A 17,564-nucleotide genomic window follows, 5' to 3' on the forward strand; every position below is an offset into this window, starting at 1 on the left:
GTAACTTTCAAACGAGGTGAAAGTAATTTTCGTGCAGAGGCAAGGGATGTCGCTCAGAGATATGGCTTGTCGCAAATAATGAAAATCAGGCAGGCGGATTTTCATCGCGCCTGCGCTATTTGATCTCAGTCGTGTTGCACCCGGGCACGCTTGAGCAGTTTTTTGCAGCGCTCGGACAGGCCCAGCACCCGCAGGTGCTTGCCAGCCTTGCTGTAGCGCTCGCGCAAAGTGTCCAGCGCGGCAATGGCCGAGTAATCGACGAAGCTCAGGTGGCGACAATCGAGGGTCACTTGCGCAGGGTCGTTGGCCGGATCGAATTGATTGAGGAAAGGGGTCGTCGAGGCGAAGAACAGCGTGCCATGTACGCGGTAGAGTTTGCTGCCGTCGTTTTCCAGGTGGCTGTCGGCGTAAAGCTGCCGGGCCTGTTGCCAGGCGAAATTCAGCGCCGCGATGATGATGCCGCACAACACCGCTGTGGCCAGGTCGGTGAACACCGTGATCACCGTCACCGCGATGATCACCAGTACATCGTTCATCGGCACCTTGTTCAGCACCCGCAGCGAAGCCCAGGCGAAGGTCTGCTGCGAGACCACGAACATCACCCCCACCAACGCGGCTAACGGAATACGTTCGATCAGCGGCGACAGGAACAGGATGAACAGCAGGATCGACACCCCGGCAACCACGCCAGAGAGGCGACCGCGGCCCCCGGAGCTCAGGTTGATCACGGTCTGGCCGATCATGGCGCAACCACCCATGCCGCCGAAAAGACCGGACACCACGTTGGCCGCGCCCAGCGCCACACATTCGCGATCAGGGTAGCCGCGACTCTCGGTGATCTCGTCGGTGAGGTTCAGGGTCAGCAGCGTCTCCAGCAGGCCGACCATCGCCATCAGGATCGCGTAGGGCGCAATGATGTGCAGGGTTTCCAGGTTCCAGGGAATGTCTGGCAAGGCCAAGGTCGGCAAGCCGCCGGCGATGTGCGCCATGTCGCCCAGGGTGCGGGTTGGCAGGCCGAGGAAGTAAACAGCCAGCCCTACACCCAGAATCGCCACCAATGCCGGCGGTATCGCGCGAGTCAGGCGCGGCAGCACATAGACGATCGCCATCGTTACCGCCACCAACCCGATCATGAGGTACAACGACGGACCGCTCAGCCAGGTCTCGCCACTCTTGAAGTGCTCCAGTTGCGCCAGGGCAATGATGATCGCCAGGCCGTTGACGAAACCGAGCATCACCGGGTGCGGCACCATGCGTACCAGCTTGCCCAGGCGCAGCAGGCCGAACGCCGCCATGATCAACCCGCCCAGCAGCACGGTCGCCAGCAGGTACTGCACACCCTGCTGCACCACCAGCGCGACGATCACCACCGCCATCGACCCGGCAGCCCCGGAGACCATGCCTGGCCGGCCACCGAACAGCGTGGTCAGGGTGCAAATGATGAACGCACCGTACAAGCCCATCAGCGGATTGAGATGAGCCACCAGTGCGAAGGCAATGCATTCGGGCAACAGGGCGAAAGACGTCGTCAGCCCGGCCAGGGCATCGGCGCGTAGATGTTTTGGTTTCATGGGGGACCGCGTGCAGGGAGTAGCAAAAAGGAGTGTGCGGATGTTACGGAATCGAGGGCGGTCCGGCCAGTTTAAGCAACTTCAGAAACGCCTTCGCGAGCAAGCCCGCTCCCACATTAGACCGCATCCGTCTGGACAATGCGGTCAAGTGTGGGAGCGGGCTTGCTCGCGAAAGCAGCAACTCGGTCTAAAGCGAACTCACACCATCTCGTTACGAATCCAATCCAGCACCGACGTACGCTTCGGCACCCAACCCAATATCTCACGCGCACGCGCACCGCGAACCCGGCTGTTGGAGCCCAGGCCATAGTTGGCCATTTCATAACCCCACTCGGCTTCGGCATCCTTCAGTGGCCAGTCTTGCGGCTGGCCCAGGTTCAGCGCCTCGGCGATCGCCGTGGTCATGTCGATGAACGACGCTTCGCCGCTTTCGACGAAGTAGAAGGTGCCTGGGACGTTTTTAGTCAGCGCCAGCAGGTACAGGGCCACCACATCTTCAATGTGCACGTTGGACCAGATGTTCTGTCCAGTCCCCACATGGCGCACCACGCCGCTTCTGCGCGACTGTTTCAGCAAGCGCGGCAACTGCACGCTGTCACGATTGACGCCCAGGCTGTGGCCGTAGATCAGCGTGTTGCAGATGACCGCCGAATTCACGCCATCCTTGGCCGCGGCGAGGATCAGGTTGTCGATGGCCACGCGTGCGGCCTTGTCCACGGTGGGTTCCGGCAAGTTGTCTTCATGGTAGATGACGTCGCTGGACTTGCCGCCCGAGGCATCGCCGACGATGCTCGAACCGCTGGTGTGCAGGAACACCTTGTTGGAGCCGCGCAGGGCATCGAGCAAGGCTTCGACAGCGCCGCGATGGTCGCTGCTGGCGGCGTTGATCACGGCGTCGGCAGCTCGGGCCTGTTCGGCCAACAGGGCGCTGTTATCCAGCGTGCCGATGACCGGCGTGATGCCCAGCGCTTTGAGTTCATCCGCCTGTTCGGCGTTGCGCACCAGGCCGGTAACATTGTGACCGGCCTTGATCAGGCCGGTGGCGATGGAGCCGCCGATAAAACCGGCAGCGCCGGTAACGAATACGTTCATGGAGAAACTCCCTGCGTGGATAAGTGATGCAACGAGTATCCGGCAGCAATCCCTGGCGAAAAATCCCCGCCGGCCCAATTCACTCTTGCGCAGGAATCACGAATCAGCCGCTGAAATCCGTGGAGGCGTACACCGCCAGCTTGCTCTGGATGAAGTCCAGGAAACACTGGATGCGCAAGGCCAGCTGCGAGTTGCGGTAGTACACCGCGTTGATCGGCTGGCGATAGCCGCTGTTGAACTCGGCCAGCAACACCTTCAACCGTCCGGCACGAATGTCCTCGATGGTCATGTAGTGCGACAGGCTGGCGATGCCCTGGCCTTCGAGCGCCAGGTGGCGGATGGTTTCGCCGCTGGAAGCGCTGAGCGACGCCTGGATCGGCCAGCGATCGCCGTGCACATAGCGCAGCGGCCACTGATTGAGGCCTTCGTTCTGGGTGAATCCCAGCAGGGTGTGTTCGGCCAGTTCAGCCACAGCGGTCGGGGTGCCGTGTTTTTCCAGGTATGCCGGGCTCGCGACGATGTGCAACGGGCTGCATCCCAGGGAGCGGGCGTGCAGGGTCGAGTCGGCCAGGGTGCCGATGCGGATGGCGATGTCGGTGCTTTGCTCAAGCAGGTCAATGATCAGGTCGTTGCTGTTGAGTTCGAGCTGGATATCGGGATAAAGCCTGCGGAACTCATCGATGTAGGGCACGATGGCGTGCAGCATGAACGGCGACGCGGCGTTGATGCGCAGGCGCCCGGATGGAGTTTGCTGGCGCGAGGTCAGGCGCTCTTCGAGTTCATCCATCTGATCGAGAATCAACTTGGCGTGCTCGAAGAAATACTTGCCCTCCTCGGTCAGGTCCATGCGGCGCGTGGTGCGGTTGATCAGCGTGGTATCGAGCTTGGCCTCGAGCCGCGACAGCGTGCGGCTGACCGCCGACGGCGTTTGCCCGACCTGCTCGGCCGCCGCGGAAATCGACCCGCACTCGATCACGCAGACGAAGATCTGCAATTCATCGGATCTGGCTTTCACGTGTGTTCCTTATCGATAGCTCAGCGGCGCGCATCAACCGCTCTTCATAGGAGCCCGGCTTGCCGGCGATAGCGCCCTCAAGATCGCCATCGCCGGCAAGCCAGCTCCTCCAGGTTCTGGTTCCAGATATCGATAGTAGCGGAGCCTCAAGCCTTCAGGCCAAACACCTCATTCAGATGCTGCTCATAACGCGCCACATCGGCTTCGATGTTCGGGCGTTTCATCACGTCCACGCAGAGGAAGGTCGGCAAAGCGGTCATGCCGAGGAATTCGTTGGCCTTGTGGAACGGGAAGTACACCGCGTCCACGCCCTTGGCTTCGAAGAAGTCGGTTGGATCGTCGAAGGCTTGCTGCGGTGCGTTCCAGCTCAGCGACAGCATGTACTGCTTGCCGTGAATCAGACCGCCGCTGCCATACTTCTGCGAGGCGTCGGAGCGGGTGCGGCCGTCGCTGGCGTAGAGGCTGCCATGACCTTCGGTGAAGACTTCGTCGATGTACTTCTTGACGGTCCATGGCGCACCCATCCACCAACCGGGCATCTGGTAAATGATCACGTCGGCCCAGAGGAATTTGGCCACTTCTTCGGCGACGTCGTAACCCTCGTCGATGAACGTGGCTTTGACATCCACTCCACCGCGATCCAGCACGCTCAGCGCGGCTTCATGCAAGGTGGTGTTGTAGCGGCCATCGGAGTGGGCGAATTTTTTGCCGCCATCGAGCAACAGGACTTTTTTCATGGGAGGTCTCGGGAAGGGTCAGGAATGGGATGGCGGCAGAGTAATGACGTGGCTCGCGCGGAGTAAGTGGCCATATTGCAAAATTAATTTGATCCACACGCACGAATCAGCAAGAGATTGTTGCCTTAAACTCTCGCCGATTCTGACCTGATGAGTGTTTTCTGATGAATGAAATGCAAGGCTTCATCCTGCACGCCAAGACCCGCCCCGAAAAATCCGATGCCTTCGAAGCGTTTTTCAGCAGCTTTGTGGAAGCGAGTCGCGCCGAACCCGGCTGCATCGAGTACCACATGCTGCGCGACAAGCAGGACCCGACCCTGTTTATCTTCTACGAGATCTGGCAATCCCAGGAACACCTCGACGTGCACTCGAACCTGCCGCACATGAAGCAGTTCCTCGCACAGCGCGACGAATACCTGGAACGGGATTTCGAGATCCGCGCCATTGAAATGCTCAGTCCGTCGTCCGCTAGCCGTTGATCAACAAATGGCCGCCGAGCAAGCCCAGGCCAATGAAGAACACACGCTTGAACAACACGGCGCTGATCCGCAGGCGCAGCCACTGCCCCAGCCACATGCCGAGCACCGCCGGGATCAGCGCCAACAGCGACGCACTCAACTCGCCACCGCCAAGGGCGCCGCGCCAAAGCAGGCCGCCGGCCAGGGCCAGGGTCGAGACGGTGAATGACAGGCCCAACGCCTGCACCAGCTCATCCTTGCTCAAGCCCAGCGCTTGCATGTACGGCACGGCAGGAATCACGAACACGCCCGTGGCCGACGTGACGACTCCCGTCAGCACGCCGCACAGCGGACCTAGCCAACGCTCATTGTGAGCGCCTACCCGCAAGGTCGGCAGGAACAAGCCGCTCAGCGCATAAAGCACCAACGCTGCCCCCAGTCCGCGCACCACCCAGTGCCCACCGAGCATGCCGACCCACAGCGTCCCCGCGCCGGTGCCGATAAAAATCGCCAGCAACATCGGCCACAGCCGCTTGATCAGGCCTTGCAAATGCCCGCCGAAGGCCAGTTGCCAGACGTTGGTCAGGGTCGCGGGGATGATCAACAGCGCGGCAGCCTGTGACGGCGCCATAGCCAGGCCGAGCAAGCCCATGGCGATGGTTGGCAGGCCGAGGCCGATGACACCCTTGATCATGCCGGCCAGCAGGAAGGTGGCGATGACCAGCAATGACAGGGTGAGACCGAGATTCTGGTAGAACGAGGCGAGCGTATTCATGGGGCTATGGTGAACCGGGATTGGCGGGTTGAAAATCTGTCATATACTGAGTGTGCCTCTTGCTTTGACGGAGGCTGGTATTTTCGTTGTGGCTACTGACGCCTTCGCGGGCAAGCCCGCCCCTACAGGTTTCACGCATGCCCTTGTGGGAGCGGGCTTGCCCGCGAAGGGGCCCTTTCAGACGACACATATCAATAGGCTGACGATGCACTTCGACCTGACCGACCTGCGCCTCTACCTGAACATCCTCGACAGCGGCAACATCACCGCCGGTGCCGCGCGCAGCCATCTGTCCCTGGCAGCTGCGAGCGCACGAATCCGCGCGATGGAAACGTCACTCGGCACGGATTTTCTTGAGCGCGGCCGTCGTGGTGTAACACCGACGCCTGCCGGCAAAGCCCTCGCACACCACGCTCGCGTAATGCTGCAACAGGCCGAACGCATGCAGCAGGACCTGGCCGACTATGCCAAGGGCGTCAAAGGCCAGGTACGGTTGTTGTGCAACACCACGGCGATCACCGAATACCTGCCGGAGTTGCTCGCCGATTTCCTGCGCGAGCACCCCAACCTCGACATCGACCTGCAGGAATTGCCCAGCACGCGCATCACCCACGCCTTGCGCCAGGGCGCGGCCGACCTGGGCATCGTCTCCGACGCGGTGGACACCCAGGCCCTCGAAACCCTGCCCTTTCGCGACGATCCGCTGGTGCTGATCATGCCGCCCGGGCATCCCTTGGCCGACGGCGAACCGCCGAGTTTCAGCGATACGTTGCTGCACGACTACGTGGGACTGACCGCCAACAGCGCACTCGCGGTGTACCTCGAAGAACAGGCGTTGCACGCGGGCATGCGCATGCAGATCCGTATCCGTGCGGAAGGCTTCGACGGGGTGATTCGCATGGTGGCTCGCGGCGCCGGGCTGGCCATCGTGCCGCTGGCGGCGATCCAGCGCCGGGGCCTGGATCAACCGCTCAAAAGCATCGCGTTGAAGGAGCACTGGGCACAGCGAAAACTACTGCTGTGCACGCGCTCATTCACTGGCCTGCCCGGTTATGCCAGTGCGTTGTTCGAGGCCTTGCGCACTGAGTGAAGCGGGTTTGGGTTGCCTGAAAAACAGGCCATAGACCACCGTCAGCAGCACCAGGAACGGCACGCCGAACACCAGGGTCATCTTGAAGGCCTCGGTGAAGTAGGTGGTGATCATCACCGCGCCCATCAGCACCAACCCCAACAAGGTGGTGTAGGGGAACAGGCGCATGCGAAACGACAGCTTTCGCTCGCCGTGGCGCTGGTGATAACGACGGAAACAGTAGTGGGTCAGGAAGATCATGAACCAGGTGAAGATGGCGCCGAACATGGAGATCGCCATCATCAGGGTGAACGAACTTTCCGGGTAGAGGATATTGAGCAAGGTCGCCAGGGCAATGCCCGAACTCGATAACAACAAGGCATTCAGCGGAATCCCGGTCTTGCTCAGCTTGCCCATGGACTTGGGTGCATAACCGCCTCGGGACAGGCTGAACATCATGCGCGTGGTGATGTACAACTGGCTGTTCATCGCCGACAGCGCGGCGATCAGGATCACGAAATTCATCACCCCGGTGGCGCCGGGAATGCCGATGGCCTGCATGACCGTGACGAACGGGCTCTGGGCATGCCCGGCCTGGACCCACGGCACGATCGCCAGCATCAGGGCGAGGGTCAGCAGGTAGAACACCACCAGGCGCACGATGGTCGCGCGAAAGGCTTTCTTCACCGCTTGCTCGGGGTCCTGCGCCTCACCGGCGGCGACCGCGATCATCTCCACGCTCAGGTAGCTGAAGATCGACACGATGACCGCGACCCACATGCCTTGCAGGCCATTGGGGAAAAAGCCGCCGTGGGCGGTGTAGTTGTGCACGCCGTATTCCGGGTTGCCGGAACCGAACACCACATACACCGCGAGGATGATGAAGCCGACAATCGCGCCGATCTTGATGGTCGAGAACCAGTACTCGAAGGTACCGAATGTCTTCACGCTGATCGCATTGAGCACGATCAGCACACTGGAGAACGAGACGATCCACACCCACTCCGGCACGTTGGCGAACCAGTACTTCATGTACATCGCCACCGCCGTCACTTCCGTGCCGACCGCCAGCACGATCGCCGCCCAATAGGCGTAGCGCACCAGGAATCCGGCCAGCGGGCTGACATAGAATTCGGCGTAGGCACCGAACGAACCGGAGGTCGAATGGGCCACGGTCATTTCCGCCAGGCAGCCCATCAACAATAGCGTGATGATCGCGCCGATGGCGTAGCTGAGCAGCACGCTCGGCCCGGCATACCCGATCGCGTAGGCACTGCCCATGAACAGCCCGGTGCCGATCGCGCCGCCAATGGCGATCATGCTCATCTGCCCGGACGTCAGTTGACGCCGCAAGCCCTGTTCACGGTTGGATATCGTTGCAAAACCGGTGTTATCGGTCATTTGTATGTCCTCTGAATATTGTCTTTCTTGAAGAGCACGTCTTGGTTTTTACCGGTGGGGATCAGCCACGCACAGCAGGACACGGATCAGAAAATACTCAGTGGATATTCGATGATGACGCGCACTTCGTTGTTGTCCGTGGTATCGGCGCGCGCCACTTGCGCGGTCGAGCGCACACTGGCCTGGCGTATCCGCACGGACAGATCCCTGGCCTTGCCTGACTGCACGACGTAGCGCGCTTCGATGTCGCGCTCCCAGCGCTTGCCGTCATCGCCATAACGTCCATAGGCGCCGTTGGGACCACCGTCGTAATGGCTGTCGTCGATATGATCGCCGCTGACGTAACGCGACATGAAGCTCAGGCCCGGCACGCCGAAGGCCGCCATGTCCAGGTCATAACGCAGCTGCCATGAGCGTTCGTTGGGGGCGTTGAAATCGAGCACCTGGACCGAGTTGGCGAGGAAAATCGAAGTGCCTGGCTGCTGGTCGAAACCCAGGTAATCGAACGGCTCATTGCCATCGACCTGTTGATACGCCAGGGTCAATCGATGGGCCCCGAACTTGTACGCGCTGGCCAGCGACCAGGTGGTGTTGTCGATCCTGCCGGCCAGGCTCTGGCCATCGTCGTTGGTGCGATAAATATTGAAATCCAGGTTCAGCGACTGGCCTTCGCCCAGGGCAAAGGAGTAGTTGCCGTTGGCGTAGTACTGCCGCCAGATATCGGTGAACTGCGAACCGTACAGGCTGACGCTCAGTTGATCGTTCAGGGCGTAGCTGCCGCCCAGATAATCGACGCTGCGGGTTTCCACGCCAGCGTACAGCGCTTTCAGCGCGCCATCGGCATTGGTCGAATTACTGTCGTTGCCGGCGGTGAAATGACCGATGTCCAGTTGCAGGGCCTGTAGCTCATTGCTGGTCAGCTGGAAGCCGGTGGCCACACTGGTGAACAGTCGCGCATTGCCGGTGCCGAACACCGGGTTGAGCGGTGTCAGGTTGCCGTACTTGAGTTCGGTCCGGGATATCCGCGCCTTTACCGCGCCACCCGCCTCGGAGTACTCATCCTCGGGACGACCATCTCCATCCACCGGCAGCAAACCCGTGCCCGTGCGTCCCTTGCCACTGTCGAGCTTGATGCCCAGTTGCGCGTAGGCATCGACCCCGAACCCCACCGTGCCTTGGGTGTAGCCGGAGCGGTAATCGAGCATGATCCCGTGGGCCCATTCATCCCGGTAATTCTGCCCGCCCGGGTTGTTGAGGTTGTTGCGATAGAAATAGAAGTTACGGTTGGTCAGGGTCAGGCTGCTGTCTTCGACGAATCCATTGTCGGCGGCGGCATAGGCCATTTGCCCGAGGCAACTGCCGAGGGCGAGCGACAACGCGGGCCAGGGGGAGAGTCTCATTCTGCGTGTTCCTTGTTATTGTGATTGCACAGAACTGTTTATCGAGGACGACCGAAGCCCTGTTGCCAGGAAACCGGCAACAGGGATGAATATCGGCGGTATCAGGTGACGCTGTGGCGAACCTGGAACTGCGCTTGCGCCCAGGTCTTCTGGTCGAGAATCTCGCCGAGGATCTGCACCGCATCCCAGACCTCGGTGAAGGTCGTGTACAGCGGGGTGAAGCCGAAGCGCATGATGCGCGGCTCGCGGTAATCACCAATGACGCCCCGCTCGATCAGGGCCTGGATCACCGCATAACCTTCAGGGTGTTCGAAGCTGACGTGGCTGCCGCGCTTGGCGTGCTCACGCGGCGTGATCAGCTTCAGTTCGTGGGCCGCGCAACGCTGCTCGACCAATTCGATGAACAAGTCCGTCAGCGCCAGGGATTTGCGGCGCAGGCTGGCCATGTCTGTCTGGGCGAACACGTCCAGGCCGCACTCGACCATCGCCAACGAAGTAATCGGTTGGGTGCCGCACAGGTAGCGGGCAATGCCGCTGCTCGGTTCGTAGCGCGACTCCATGGCGAACTGCCGCGAATGGCCGAACCAACCCGCCAGCGGTTGCGGGACCAGGTCACACAACTGTGGATTGACCCAGACAAACGCCTGCGAACCCGGACCGCCATTGAGGTACTTGTAGGTGCAGCCGATGGCGTAGTCGGCGCCCGCCTGATGCAGGTCGACCGGTACGGCGCCGGCGGAATGCGCCAGGTCCCAGATGGCCAGCGCCCCACACTCGTGGGTCAGCGTGGTCAGGGCCGGCATGTCGTGCATGTAGCCGGTCTTGTAGTTGACATGGGTGAGCATCACCACTGCCGTGTCCTGGTCGATCGCTTGCGGCAGCTCTTCAGGGCTGTCGACCAGGCGCAGGCTGTAACCCTGCTGCAGCATGTCGGCCAGGCCTTCGGCGATGTACAGGTCGGTGGGAAAGTTACTGGTTTCGGTGACGATCACCCGTCGCGTCGGCGACCTGGTGGCCTGCACGCGCAGCGCGGCGCTGAGCACCTTGAACAGGTTGATCGAGGTCGTGTCTGTCACCACCACTTCACCGTCACCGGCGCCGATCAGCCCGGCCAGGCGATTGCCCAGATGCTCGGACAGGTCGCGCCAACCGGCACTGTTCCAGCTGCGGATCAGGCCATTGCCCCACTCCTGGGCAATCACTTCCTGAGCACGTGCCAATGCCGCGACCGGGCGTGCGCCCAGGGAATTGCCATCGAGATAAATCACACCGTCGGGTAGCGCAAACTGCTGGCGTAGCGGCGCGAGAGTGTCCTGGGCATCAAGCGCCAGGCAATCGTTTCTTGTTGTCATCGGGTGTCCTGTTCTTTGAAGGTTGTCGCGTTTTCCCGGGCGTTTTCGGCCCTTTTCCGTGGAGAGATAATGAACGATGCTTTGCAGAATTTTCGTGCAAAGTAAGCGGCTATGGCGTAGTTATTTCGCATAAAATTCGAATACAACTCCTATAAACGCGGATTTACACCAGCCATGAATCTCGACTCGACCGACCTGCGAATCCTCCATCAATTGCAACTGGATGGCCGTATCAGCAACCAGGAACTGGCGGAGAAAGTCGCCCTGTCGCCGTCGGCCTGTCTACGCCGATTGCGCCTGCTGGAAAGCGAGGGAATCATCTGCGGCTATCGCGCCGTGCTGAATGCCGAGCGACTGGGAATCGAACTGGAAGCCATCGTCCATGTGTCATTGCGACAGGACGTCGAGGACTGGCACGAGACCTTTATCAAGAAGGTCCAGTCGTGGCCGGAAGTGGTCACCGCGTACGTGATTACGGGAGCGAGCAACTATGTGCTGCGGGTGCAGGCGCGCAACCTCAAGCACTTCTCCGATTTCATCGTCAACCACTTGAATCGCACGGCGGGGGTCACCGATATCCGCTCGGAAATCGTCCTGCAGAAAATCAAGGAGCGCGAAGCGTTGCTGGATCTGGTGGTGCGCAAGTAAGGGAGCAACGCACTGCTAAACCTGTGGGAGCGGGCTTGCTCGCGAAAGAGGAGTGTCAGTCAACTCTAATGTTGTTTGACACAACGCCTTCGCGAGCAAGCCCGCACACAGGGTTCGCTCAGAAACCGCGCAGGCGCCGGGCTTCATTGCGCTGCAAGGTCATGCTCGGGGATTCGTCGAACAGCTTGCGGTACTCGGCGGAAAAACGCCCCAGGTGGGTGAACCCCCAGCCCATGGCGATCGCGGAAATATTGCGCGCCGAGCCGTGCTCGAGAATCTCCTGGCGCACGCCGTTCAGGCGGTATTTCTTCAGGTAGACCATGGGCGATAACGCAAAGTACTTCTTGAACGCCTCGAACAGCTTGAAGCGCGACACCCCGGCGGCGAGTTCGATGTCCTCCAGGTGCAGGGTCTCGCGAGCATTGTCGTGAATGTATTGCCGCGCCCGGATCAGGTAGTGCGGCAACTTCACGCCCAGCACCTCGCGCAACTCTTGCGAATAGTTGTTCGGCTGAGCGAGGATCAGACCCTTGATCAGCGAACTTTCGATGTCCCGGGTGAAGGCCACCTGCTCGTAGAGTTCGCTGCTGCGTTCCAGTTCGGCAATGAAATAGCGCGCCATGCGCCACCACGAAGCCGACGCGCCGTCGACCGCATCCATCACCGGTTCGAAGCGCAACGGCGCATCCAGCGGTCGCTGCAGCAAGCCTTCAAGGGATTCGCTCATGGCGAGGCGGGTGATCACCACCTGGACCTTGCGGCAATCGCCGGAAATCGCCAGCAGCTGGTTTTCATTGGGCGAAATGATCACCCCCTGGTCGCGGTCGGATTTCACCACGCTGCCGTTCTTGCTCAACTCCTGCTCGCCCACCAGCGGCAGGCTCAGGCTGTAGCTGCTGAAGTGCTCGGCGTCTTCGATATCGATGGTGACATCGGTGCCGTACTCGATGGTGCCCAGGGTCGTGGCCATCGACTTGAACATGTTGGCGCTGTGATGGAAGCGGATCCGCTCGGGCGTCGTGGTCACGAGTCGATGCGGCCCGCAAATACCGGACATCCAGTTTCTCGCGGCCTCAAGATCATCGCTGTCGACACGAATGTCGCGACACTGCGCATCGGTTTTGCTGTTCATCACGGTGCACCCACGGGCTATTTTTCAGCGCGCTCTGACGGCGCGTCTCAGGCGTGGAGAAGGCAAGTTCCAAGCCACAAAACCCCGGCGCCAACTAAGTGGATAGCATCCCTCGACTAGGCGGATAACGCAGCCGGTGAACGCTCCCCAACAGGCACTCGAGGTTGTGCAAAACAGTACCTGATTGCTGCAAACAGGTGCAGCCGTTCATCGTTTGGTGCTCTGCCTGGGTAGTCGCTGCCCAGCCTGATACCCGGTGGGTGTTACCCCCACAAATTTTACGGACTGCCTTCGTCCACAAACCGGATAGACCCCCACCCGCCCCACTCCCTCTAATGCGCACACCGATTAGCCCCAATAAAAAACAGGTGCATACCCATGAGTGGCGAAAAAAACGTCGAGCAGTGGAAAGCGTTCATCCAGGGCTGCCTGGACTTCCGTCCGGCAGAAGGCGTGTTCCGCATCGCCCGGGACATTTTCACCGAGCCGCAGTTGTTCGATCTGGAAATGGAACTGATCTTCGAGAAGAACTGGATCTACGCCTGCCATGAAAGCGAGCTGGCCAATAACCACGACTTCGTCACGATGCGCGCCGGCCGCCAGCCGATGATCATTACCCGCGACGGCGACGGTCAGCTCAACGCCTTGATCAACGCCTGCCAGCATCGCGGCACGACCCTGACCCGCGTCGGCAAGGGCAACCAGTCGACCTTCACCTGCCCGTTCCATGCCTGGTGCTACAAGAGCGACGGGCGCCTGGTGAAGGTCAAGGCGCCTGGCGAGTATCCGGAAGGCTTCGACAAGGCCACCCGTGGCCTGAAGAAAGCGCGCATCGAGAGCTACAAGGGTTTCGTGTTCATCAGCCTCGATGTGCATGCCGACAACAGCCTGGAAGACTTCCTCGGCGACGCCAAGGTGTTCTTCGACATGATGGTCGCCCAGTCGCCCACCGGTGAGCTGGAAGTGCTGCCCGGCAAGTCGGCCTACACCTATGACGGCAACTGGAAACTGCAGAACGAAAACGGCCTCGATGGCTATCACGTGAGCACCGTGCACTATAACTACGTGGCCACGGTGCAGCACCGCCAGCAGGTCAACAGCGAGAACGGCACCGGCAACGGCAGCACCCTGGACTACAGCAAGCTCGGTGCCGGCGATGCCAATACCGATGACGGCTGGTTCGCCTTCAACAATGGTCACAGCGTGTTGTTCAGTGACATGCCGAACCCGACGGTACGCTCGGGCTACGCCACCATCATGCCGCGCCTGGTCGAAGAACACGGCCAGCAAAAGGCCGAATGGATGATGCATCGCCTGCGTAACCTGAATGTCTACCCGAGCCTGTTTTTCCTCGACCAGATCAGCTCGCAACTGCGCATCATCCGCCCGGTGGCCTGGAACAAGACCGAGATCATCAGCCAGTGCATCGGGGTGAAAAACGAGTCGGACGCCGACCGCGAAAACCGCATTCGCCAGTTCGAGGATTTCTTCAACGTGTCGGGCCTGGGCACACCGGACGACCTGGTGGAATTCCGTGAAGCCCAGCGCGGTTTCCAGGCGCGACTGGAGCGCTGGAGCGACATTTCCCGTGGCAGTCACCGATGGGCCACTGGCGCCACGCCCAACAGCGAGGCGATCGGCATCGCCCCGGCCATGACCGGCACCGAATTCACCCACGAAGGGCTCTACGTCAACCAGCACAGCAACTGGCAGAAATTCCTGCTCGATGGCCTGGACGCGAAATCCCTGAAACTCCGTGAGGTGCAATGATGAGTGCGCAATTGCAGTACCAGATCGAACAGTTCTTCTACCGCAAATCCGAACTGTGCGACGCCCAGGATTGGGACGCCTACGTCCAGCTGTTCGACGAGCAGAGTGAGTTCCACCTGCCGCAATGGGACTCGGAACACGTCTATACCCGCGACCCCAAACGAGAAATGTCGCTGATCTACTACCCCAACCGTTCTGGCCTGGAAGATCGCGTGTTCCGCCTGCGCACCGGCAAATCCGCATCCTCGACGCCGATGCCGCGCACCCTGCATTTGATCAACAACGTGCGCATCAGCGAACTCGAGGGCGGTGAGCTGGAGGTACGCCTGAACTGGCACACGCTGTTCTATCGACTGGCCACGTCGGAGCAGTTCTATGGCCGTGCGACCTACCGGCTCAAGCCTTACGCCGACAGCTGGCTGATCAGCCGCAAGCATGTGCTGCTGCTCAACGACACCATCAACTCGGTACTCGACTTCTACCACCTCTGAACCCCTGGAGACCGAGGCATGAATCACAAAGTAGCGTTCAGCTTTGCCGACGGCAAAACCCTGTTCTTTCCCGTACAACCCAACGAAATCCTGCTCGACGCCGCCCTGCGCAACGGCATCAATATTCCCCTGGATTGCCGTGAAGGCGTCTGCGGCACCTGTCAGGGGCGCTGTGAATCGGGCGATTACAGCCAGGATTACGTGGACGAGGAAGCGCTCTCGAGCCTGGACCTGCAGCAGCGCAAGATGCTCACCTGCCAGACCCGGGTGAAGTCCGACGCGGCGTTCTATTTCGACTTCGCCTCCAGCCTGTGCAACGCCTCGGGTCCGGCACAACTGAGCGCAACGGTGATCGGCGTCAGGCAGATTTCAGCCAGCACCGCGATCCTGCACCTGGACCTCGCTGCGAAATCCCCGCTGGATTTTTTGCCGGGGCAATACGCCCGTTTGTCGATTCCGGGCACCGACAGCAAGCGTTCCTACTCGTTTGCCAATCGGCCGAGCGAGCACAATCAACTGCAATTTTTGATTCGACTGTTGCCCGACGGCGTGATGAGCAACTACATCCGTGAACGCTGCCAGGTAGGCGACGAAATCATTCTGGAAGCACCGCTGGGGGCTTTCTATCTGCGGCAGGTGGCCAAACCGCTGATTCTGGTGGCGGGCGGAACCGGGCTGTCGGCACTGCTGGGCATGCTCGACGAGCTCGCCGAACGCGGTTGTGCGCAGCCGGTGCACCTGTACTACGGCGTGCGCGACGCTGCCGACCTGTGCGAACGCACACGGATCGAAGCCTACGCCGAACGCCTTGCAGGGTTTCGCTACACCGAAGTGGTCAGCGATCCCTCGCCACAATGGACGGGCAAGCGTGGCTACATTGCCGAGCATTTCGACCTCAGTGAACTGCGCGACGCACCGGTCGACATGTACGTCTGCGGGCCACCGCCGATGGTCGAGTCGATCAAGGACTGGTTGCAAACCCAGGCACTGGACGGGGTTCACCTGTATTACGAAAAGTTCACCGAGAGTAATATCTGATCTTTCAAATCAGGCCTGACAACAATAACCAGAAGGGAACGAGATGGCGGATGAAATCTTGCAACAGGGAACGCTCAAGCGGGGGTTGAAAAATCGCCATATTCAACTGATCGCCCTGGGCGGGGCGATTGGCACCGGGCTGTTCCTGGGCTCTGCTGGCGTGCTCAAGTCGGCCGGTCCGTCGATGATCCTCGGTTATGCGATTGCCGGGTTCATCGCCTTCCTGATCATGCGCCAGTTGGGCGAGATGATCGTCGAGGAGCCGGTGGCAGGTTCCTTCAGTCATTTCGCCCACAAGTACTGGAGCGGTTTTGCCGGCTTCCTCTCCGGTTGGAATTACTGGGTGCTGTACGTGCTGGTGGGCATGGCCGAGCTGACGGCCGTGGGCAAGTACGTGCAGTTCTGGTGGCCGGAGATCCCGACCTGGGTCAGTGCCGCGGTGTTCTTCGTGCTGGTCAACCTGATCAACACGATGAACGTCAAAGTCTTCGGCGAGATGGAGTTCTGGTTCGCGATCATCAAGGTCGTGGCGATCATCGGCATGATCGTCCTGGGCTGCTACATGCTGTTCAGCGGATCCGGCGGCCCGCAGGCGTCGGTCAGTAACCTGTGGAGCCACGGCGGTTTCTTCCCCAACGGCACCACCGGTTTGCTGATGTCGATGGCGTTCATCATGTTCTCCTTCGGCGGCCTGGAACTGGTCGGTATCACTGCCGCTGAAGCCAGCGAACCGAGGAAGGTGATTCCCAAGGCGATCAACCAGGTGGTTTATCGCGTGTTGATCTTCTACGTCGGCGCACTCACCGTGCTGCTGTCGCTGTACCCCTGGGATCAACTGCTGCAGACCCTCGGCGCGTCCGGCGATGCCTACAGCGGCAGCCCGTTCGTACAGATCTTCTCGCTGATCGGCAGCGACACCGCCGCGCACATCCTCAACTTCGTGGTACTCACCGCGGCGCTCTCGGTCTACAACAGCGGCGTCTACTGCAACAGCCGCATGCTCTACGGCCTGGCCGAACAGGGCGACGCACCGAAGTCGTTGATGAAACTGAACAAACAGGGCGTGCCACTGCGAGCGCTGGGCATCTCGGCGCTGATCACCATGCTGTCCGTGCTGGTCAACTACCTGGCGCCGCATGAGGCGCTGGAGTTGCTGTTTGCCCTGGTGGTCGCCTCGTTGATGATCAACTGGACACTGATCAGCCTGACTCACCTGAGGTTTCGCAAGATCATGGGCCAGCAAGGCATCGTGCCGGGCTTCAAGTCGTTCTGGTTTCCCTACAGCAACTACCTGTGCCTGGCGTTCATGGCCATGATCATCTGCGTGATGTGGATGATTCCGGGCATACGCGCCTCGGTCATCGCCATCCCGGTGTGGGTGGCGATCATCTACCTGTTCTACCGGATGCGTGTGGCGCGCGATCGCGGCTTGCCCGTCGCGCAATAATCCAGTGCGCAGCAAAAAGCCCCGGCATTCTTGGAATGTCGGGGCTTTTTTATGGTTCTTCACGGATTACCGGGAAAGACGCTCTTGATCTTCATGAAAAAGAATTCGCTATCCCGGTAACCGTACGCCATCCGCTTGATGACCTTTATTCGATTGTTTATCCCTTCC

Annotated in this window: 17 protein-coding genes; 7 read left to right on the forward strand and 10 right to left on the reverse strand. The window is 60.4% G+C overall.

Features of this window, described 5'->3' with window-relative positions; genetic code table 11:
* Window positions 1-125: 125 nt before the first annotated feature.
* The 4 genes from ACYP2Q_RS19780 to ACYP2Q_RS19795 all read right to left on the reverse strand — a co-directional run bounded on the left by ACYP2Q_RS19780 (window position 126) and on the right by ACYP2Q_RS19795 (window position 4,415).
* Window positions 126-1,571, reverse strand: a complete 1,446-nt coding sequence (locus ACYP2Q_RS19780; protein WP_459732076.1) for a SulP family inorganic anion transporter — start codon at window positions 1,569-1,571, stop codon at window positions 126-128.
* 198 nt (window positions 1,572-1,769) lie between these two features.
* Window positions 1,770-2,663 carry an NAD-dependent epimerase/dehydratase family protein gene (locus ACYP2Q_RS19785; protein ID WP_459732078.1) on the reverse strand — a complete coding sequence of 298 codons (894 nt, stop codon included), beginning with the start codon at window positions 2,661-2,663 and terminating at the stop codon, window positions 1,770-1,772.
* 103 nt (window positions 2,664-2,766) lie between these two features.
* Window positions 2,767-3,678, reverse strand: coding sequence for a LysR family transcriptional regulator (locus ACYP2Q_RS19790; RefSeq protein ID WP_459732079.1), 912 nt, complete (start codon window positions 3,676-3,678; stop codon window positions 2,767-2,769).
* Between the two features lie 146 nt (window positions 3,679-3,824).
* The gene (locus ACYP2Q_RS19795) at window positions 3,825-4,415 is read right to left on the reverse strand and encodes an NAD(P)H-dependent oxidoreductase (RefSeq protein WP_459732080.1); all 591 of its coding nucleotides are present in this window, start codon (window positions 4,413-4,415) and stop codon (window positions 3,825-3,827) included.
* 164 nt (window positions 4,416-4,579) lie between these two features.
* On the opposite strand from ACYP2Q_RS19795, the gene ACYP2Q_RS19800 reads away from it, so the two are divergent.
* Window positions 4,580-4,894, forward strand: coding sequence for a putative quinol monooxygenase (locus ACYP2Q_RS19800; protein ID WP_459732081.1), 315 nt, complete (start codon window positions 4,580-4,582; stop codon window positions 4,892-4,894).
* Here ACYP2Q_RS19800 and ACYP2Q_RS19805 read toward each other — a convergent pair.
* Window positions 4,884-5,648, reverse strand: a complete 765-nt coding sequence (locus tag ACYP2Q_RS19805; protein WP_459732082.1) for a sulfite exporter TauE/SafE family protein — start codon at window positions 5,646-5,648, stop codon at window positions 4,884-4,886. The genes ACYP2Q_RS19800 and ACYP2Q_RS19805 overlap by 11 nt on opposite strands.
* Before the next feature lie 205 nt (window positions 5,649-5,853).
* On the opposite strand from ACYP2Q_RS19805, the gene ACYP2Q_RS19810 reads away from it, so the two are divergent.
* A complete protein-coding gene (locus ACYP2Q_RS19810) occupies window positions 5,854-6,738 on the forward strand; it encodes a LysR family transcriptional regulator (protein WP_459732083.1) in 885 nt (294 codons plus the stop codon).
* On the opposite strand, the gene ACYP2Q_RS19815 is transcribed toward ACYP2Q_RS19810, so the two are convergent.
* The 3 genes from ACYP2Q_RS19815 to kynU form a co-directional block, all read right to left on the reverse strand.
* Window positions 6,679-8,118 carry an amino acid permease gene (locus ACYP2Q_RS19815; protein ID WP_459732084.1) on the reverse strand — a complete coding sequence of 480 codons (1,440 nt, stop codon included), beginning with the start codon at window positions 8,116-8,118 and terminating at the stop codon, window positions 6,679-6,681. The two genes, ACYP2Q_RS19810 and ACYP2Q_RS19815, sit on opposite strands and share 60 nt — an antisense overlap.
* 86 nt (window positions 8,119-8,204) lie before the next feature.
* Window positions 8,205-9,518, reverse strand: coding sequence for an OprD family porin (locus ACYP2Q_RS19820; RefSeq protein WP_459732085.1), 1,314 nt, complete (start codon window positions 9,516-9,518; stop codon window positions 8,205-8,207).
* A gap of 101 nt (window positions 9,519-9,619) precedes the next feature.
* Window positions 9,620-10,870: a kynureninase gene (kynU, locus tag ACYP2Q_RS19825; RefSeq protein ID WP_459732086.1), complete on the reverse strand. Its 1,251-nt coding sequence runs from the start codon at window positions 10,868-10,870 to the stop codon at window positions 9,620-9,622.
* A 174-nt stretch (window positions 10,871-11,044) separates the two neighbouring features.
* On the opposite strand from kynU, the gene ACYP2Q_RS19830 reads away from it, so the two are divergent.
* Window positions 11,045-11,518: an Lrp/AsnC family transcriptional regulator gene (locus tag ACYP2Q_RS19830; protein ID WP_459732087.1), complete on the forward strand. Its 474-nt coding sequence runs from the start codon at window positions 11,045-11,047 to the stop codon at window positions 11,516-11,518.
* Between the two features lie 118 nt (window positions 11,519-11,636).
* On the opposite strand, the gene ACYP2Q_RS19835 is transcribed toward ACYP2Q_RS19830, so the two are convergent.
* Window positions 11,637-12,650, reverse strand: coding sequence for a cupin domain-containing protein (locus ACYP2Q_RS19835; protein ID WP_459732088.1), 1,014 nt, complete (start codon window positions 12,648-12,650; stop codon window positions 11,637-11,639).
* Window positions 12,651-13,028: 378 nt separating this feature from the next.
* Here ACYP2Q_RS19835 and antA point away from each other — a divergent pair, with 378 nt between their 5' ends.
* The 4 genes from antA to ACYP2Q_RS19855 are packed head-to-tail and all read left to right on the forward strand — an operon-like array spanning window position 13,029 to window position 17,396.
* Window positions 13,029-14,420: an anthranilate 1,2-dioxygenase large subunit gene (gene antA / locus ACYP2Q_RS19840; RefSeq protein WP_459732089.1), complete on the forward strand. Its 1,392-nt coding sequence runs from the start codon at window positions 13,029-13,031 to the stop codon at window positions 14,418-14,420.
* On the forward strand, window positions 14,420-14,911 hold the full coding sequence (gene antB / locus ACYP2Q_RS19845) for an anthranilate 1,2-dioxygenase small subunit (RefSeq protein ID WP_459732090.1): 492 nt from the start codon (window positions 14,420-14,422) through the stop codon (window positions 14,909-14,911). Before antA ends, antB begins: the two co-directional genes overlap by 1 nt.
* Before the next feature lie 18 nt (window positions 14,912-14,929).
* A complete protein-coding gene (gene antC, locus ACYP2Q_RS19850) occupies window positions 14,930-15,949 on the forward strand; it encodes an anthranilate 1,2-dioxygenase electron transfer component AntC (protein WP_459732091.1) in 1,020 nt (339 codons plus the stop codon).
* A 43-nt stretch (window positions 15,950-15,992) separates the two neighbouring features.
* On the forward strand, window positions 15,993-17,396 hold the full coding sequence (locus tag ACYP2Q_RS19855) for an amino acid permease (protein ID WP_459732092.1): 1,404 nt from the start codon (window positions 15,993-15,995) through the stop codon (window positions 17,394-17,396).
* A 59-nt stretch (window positions 17,397-17,455) separates the two neighbouring features.
* Here the strand turns inward: ACYP2Q_RS19855 and ACYP2Q_RS19860 are convergent.
* The coding region (locus tag ACYP2Q_RS19860; RefSeq protein ID WP_163003228.1) for a transposase at window positions 17,456-17,564 on the reverse strand (109 nt) is incomplete at its 5' end.

The organism is Pseudomonas sp. MHK4, from assembly GCF_054600775.1.

Coding starts and splice junctions, on each gene's coding strand:
- ACYP2Q_RS19780 (WP_459732076.1), bottom strand. CDS start 1,571: ATGAAACCAAAACATCTACGCGCCGATGCCCTGGCCGGGCTGACGACG.
- ACYP2Q_RS19785 (WP_459732078.1), bottom strand. CDS start 2,663: ATGAACGTATTCGTTACCGGCGCTGCCGGTTTTATCGGCGGCTCCATC.
- ACYP2Q_RS19795 (WP_459732080.1), bottom strand. CDS start 4,415: ATGAAAAAAGTCCTGTTGCTCGATGGCGGCAAAAAATTCGCCCACTCC.
- ACYP2Q_RS19800 (WP_459732081.1), top strand. CDS start 4,580: ATGAATGAAATGCAAGGCTTCATCCTGCACGCCAAGACCCGCCCCGAA.
- ACYP2Q_RS19805 (WP_459732082.1), bottom strand. CDS start 5,648: ATGAATACGCTCGCCTCGTTCTACCAGAATCTCGGTCTCACCCTGTCA.
- ACYP2Q_RS19810 (WP_459732083.1), top strand. CDS start 5,854: ATGCACTTCGACCTGACCGACCTGCGCCTCTACCTGAACATCCTCGAC.
- ACYP2Q_RS19815 (WP_459732084.1), bottom strand. CDS start 8,118: ATGACCGATAACACCGGTTTTGCAACGATATCCAACCGTGAACAGGGC.
- ACYP2Q_RS19820 (WP_459732085.1), bottom strand. CDS start 9,518: ATGAGACTCTCCCCCTGGCCCGCGTTGTCGCTCGCCCTCGGCAGTTGC.
- kynU (WP_459732086.1), bottom strand. CDS start 10,870: ATGACAACAAGAAACGATTGCCTGGCGCTTGATGCCCAGGACACTCTC.
- ACYP2Q_RS19830 (WP_459732087.1), top strand. CDS start 11,045: ATGAATCTCGACTCGACCGACCTGCGAATCCTCCATCAATTGCAACTG.
- ACYP2Q_RS19835 (WP_459732088.1), bottom strand. CDS start 12,650: ATGAACAGCAAAACCGATGCGCAGTGTCGCGACATTCGTGTCGACAGC.
- antA (WP_459732089.1), top strand. CDS start 13,029: ATGAGTGGCGAAAAAAACGTCGAGCAGTGGAAAGCGTTCATCCAGGGC.
- antB (WP_459732090.1), top strand. CDS start 14,420: ATGAGTGCGCAATTGCAGTACCAGATCGAACAGTTCTTCTACCGCAAA.
- antC (WP_459732091.1), top strand. CDS start 14,930: ATGAATCACAAAGTAGCGTTCAGCTTTGCCGACGGCAAAACCCTGTTC.
- ACYP2Q_RS19855 (WP_459732092.1), top strand. CDS start 15,993: ATGGCGGATGAAATCTTGCAACAGGGAACGCTCAAGCGGGGGTTGAAA.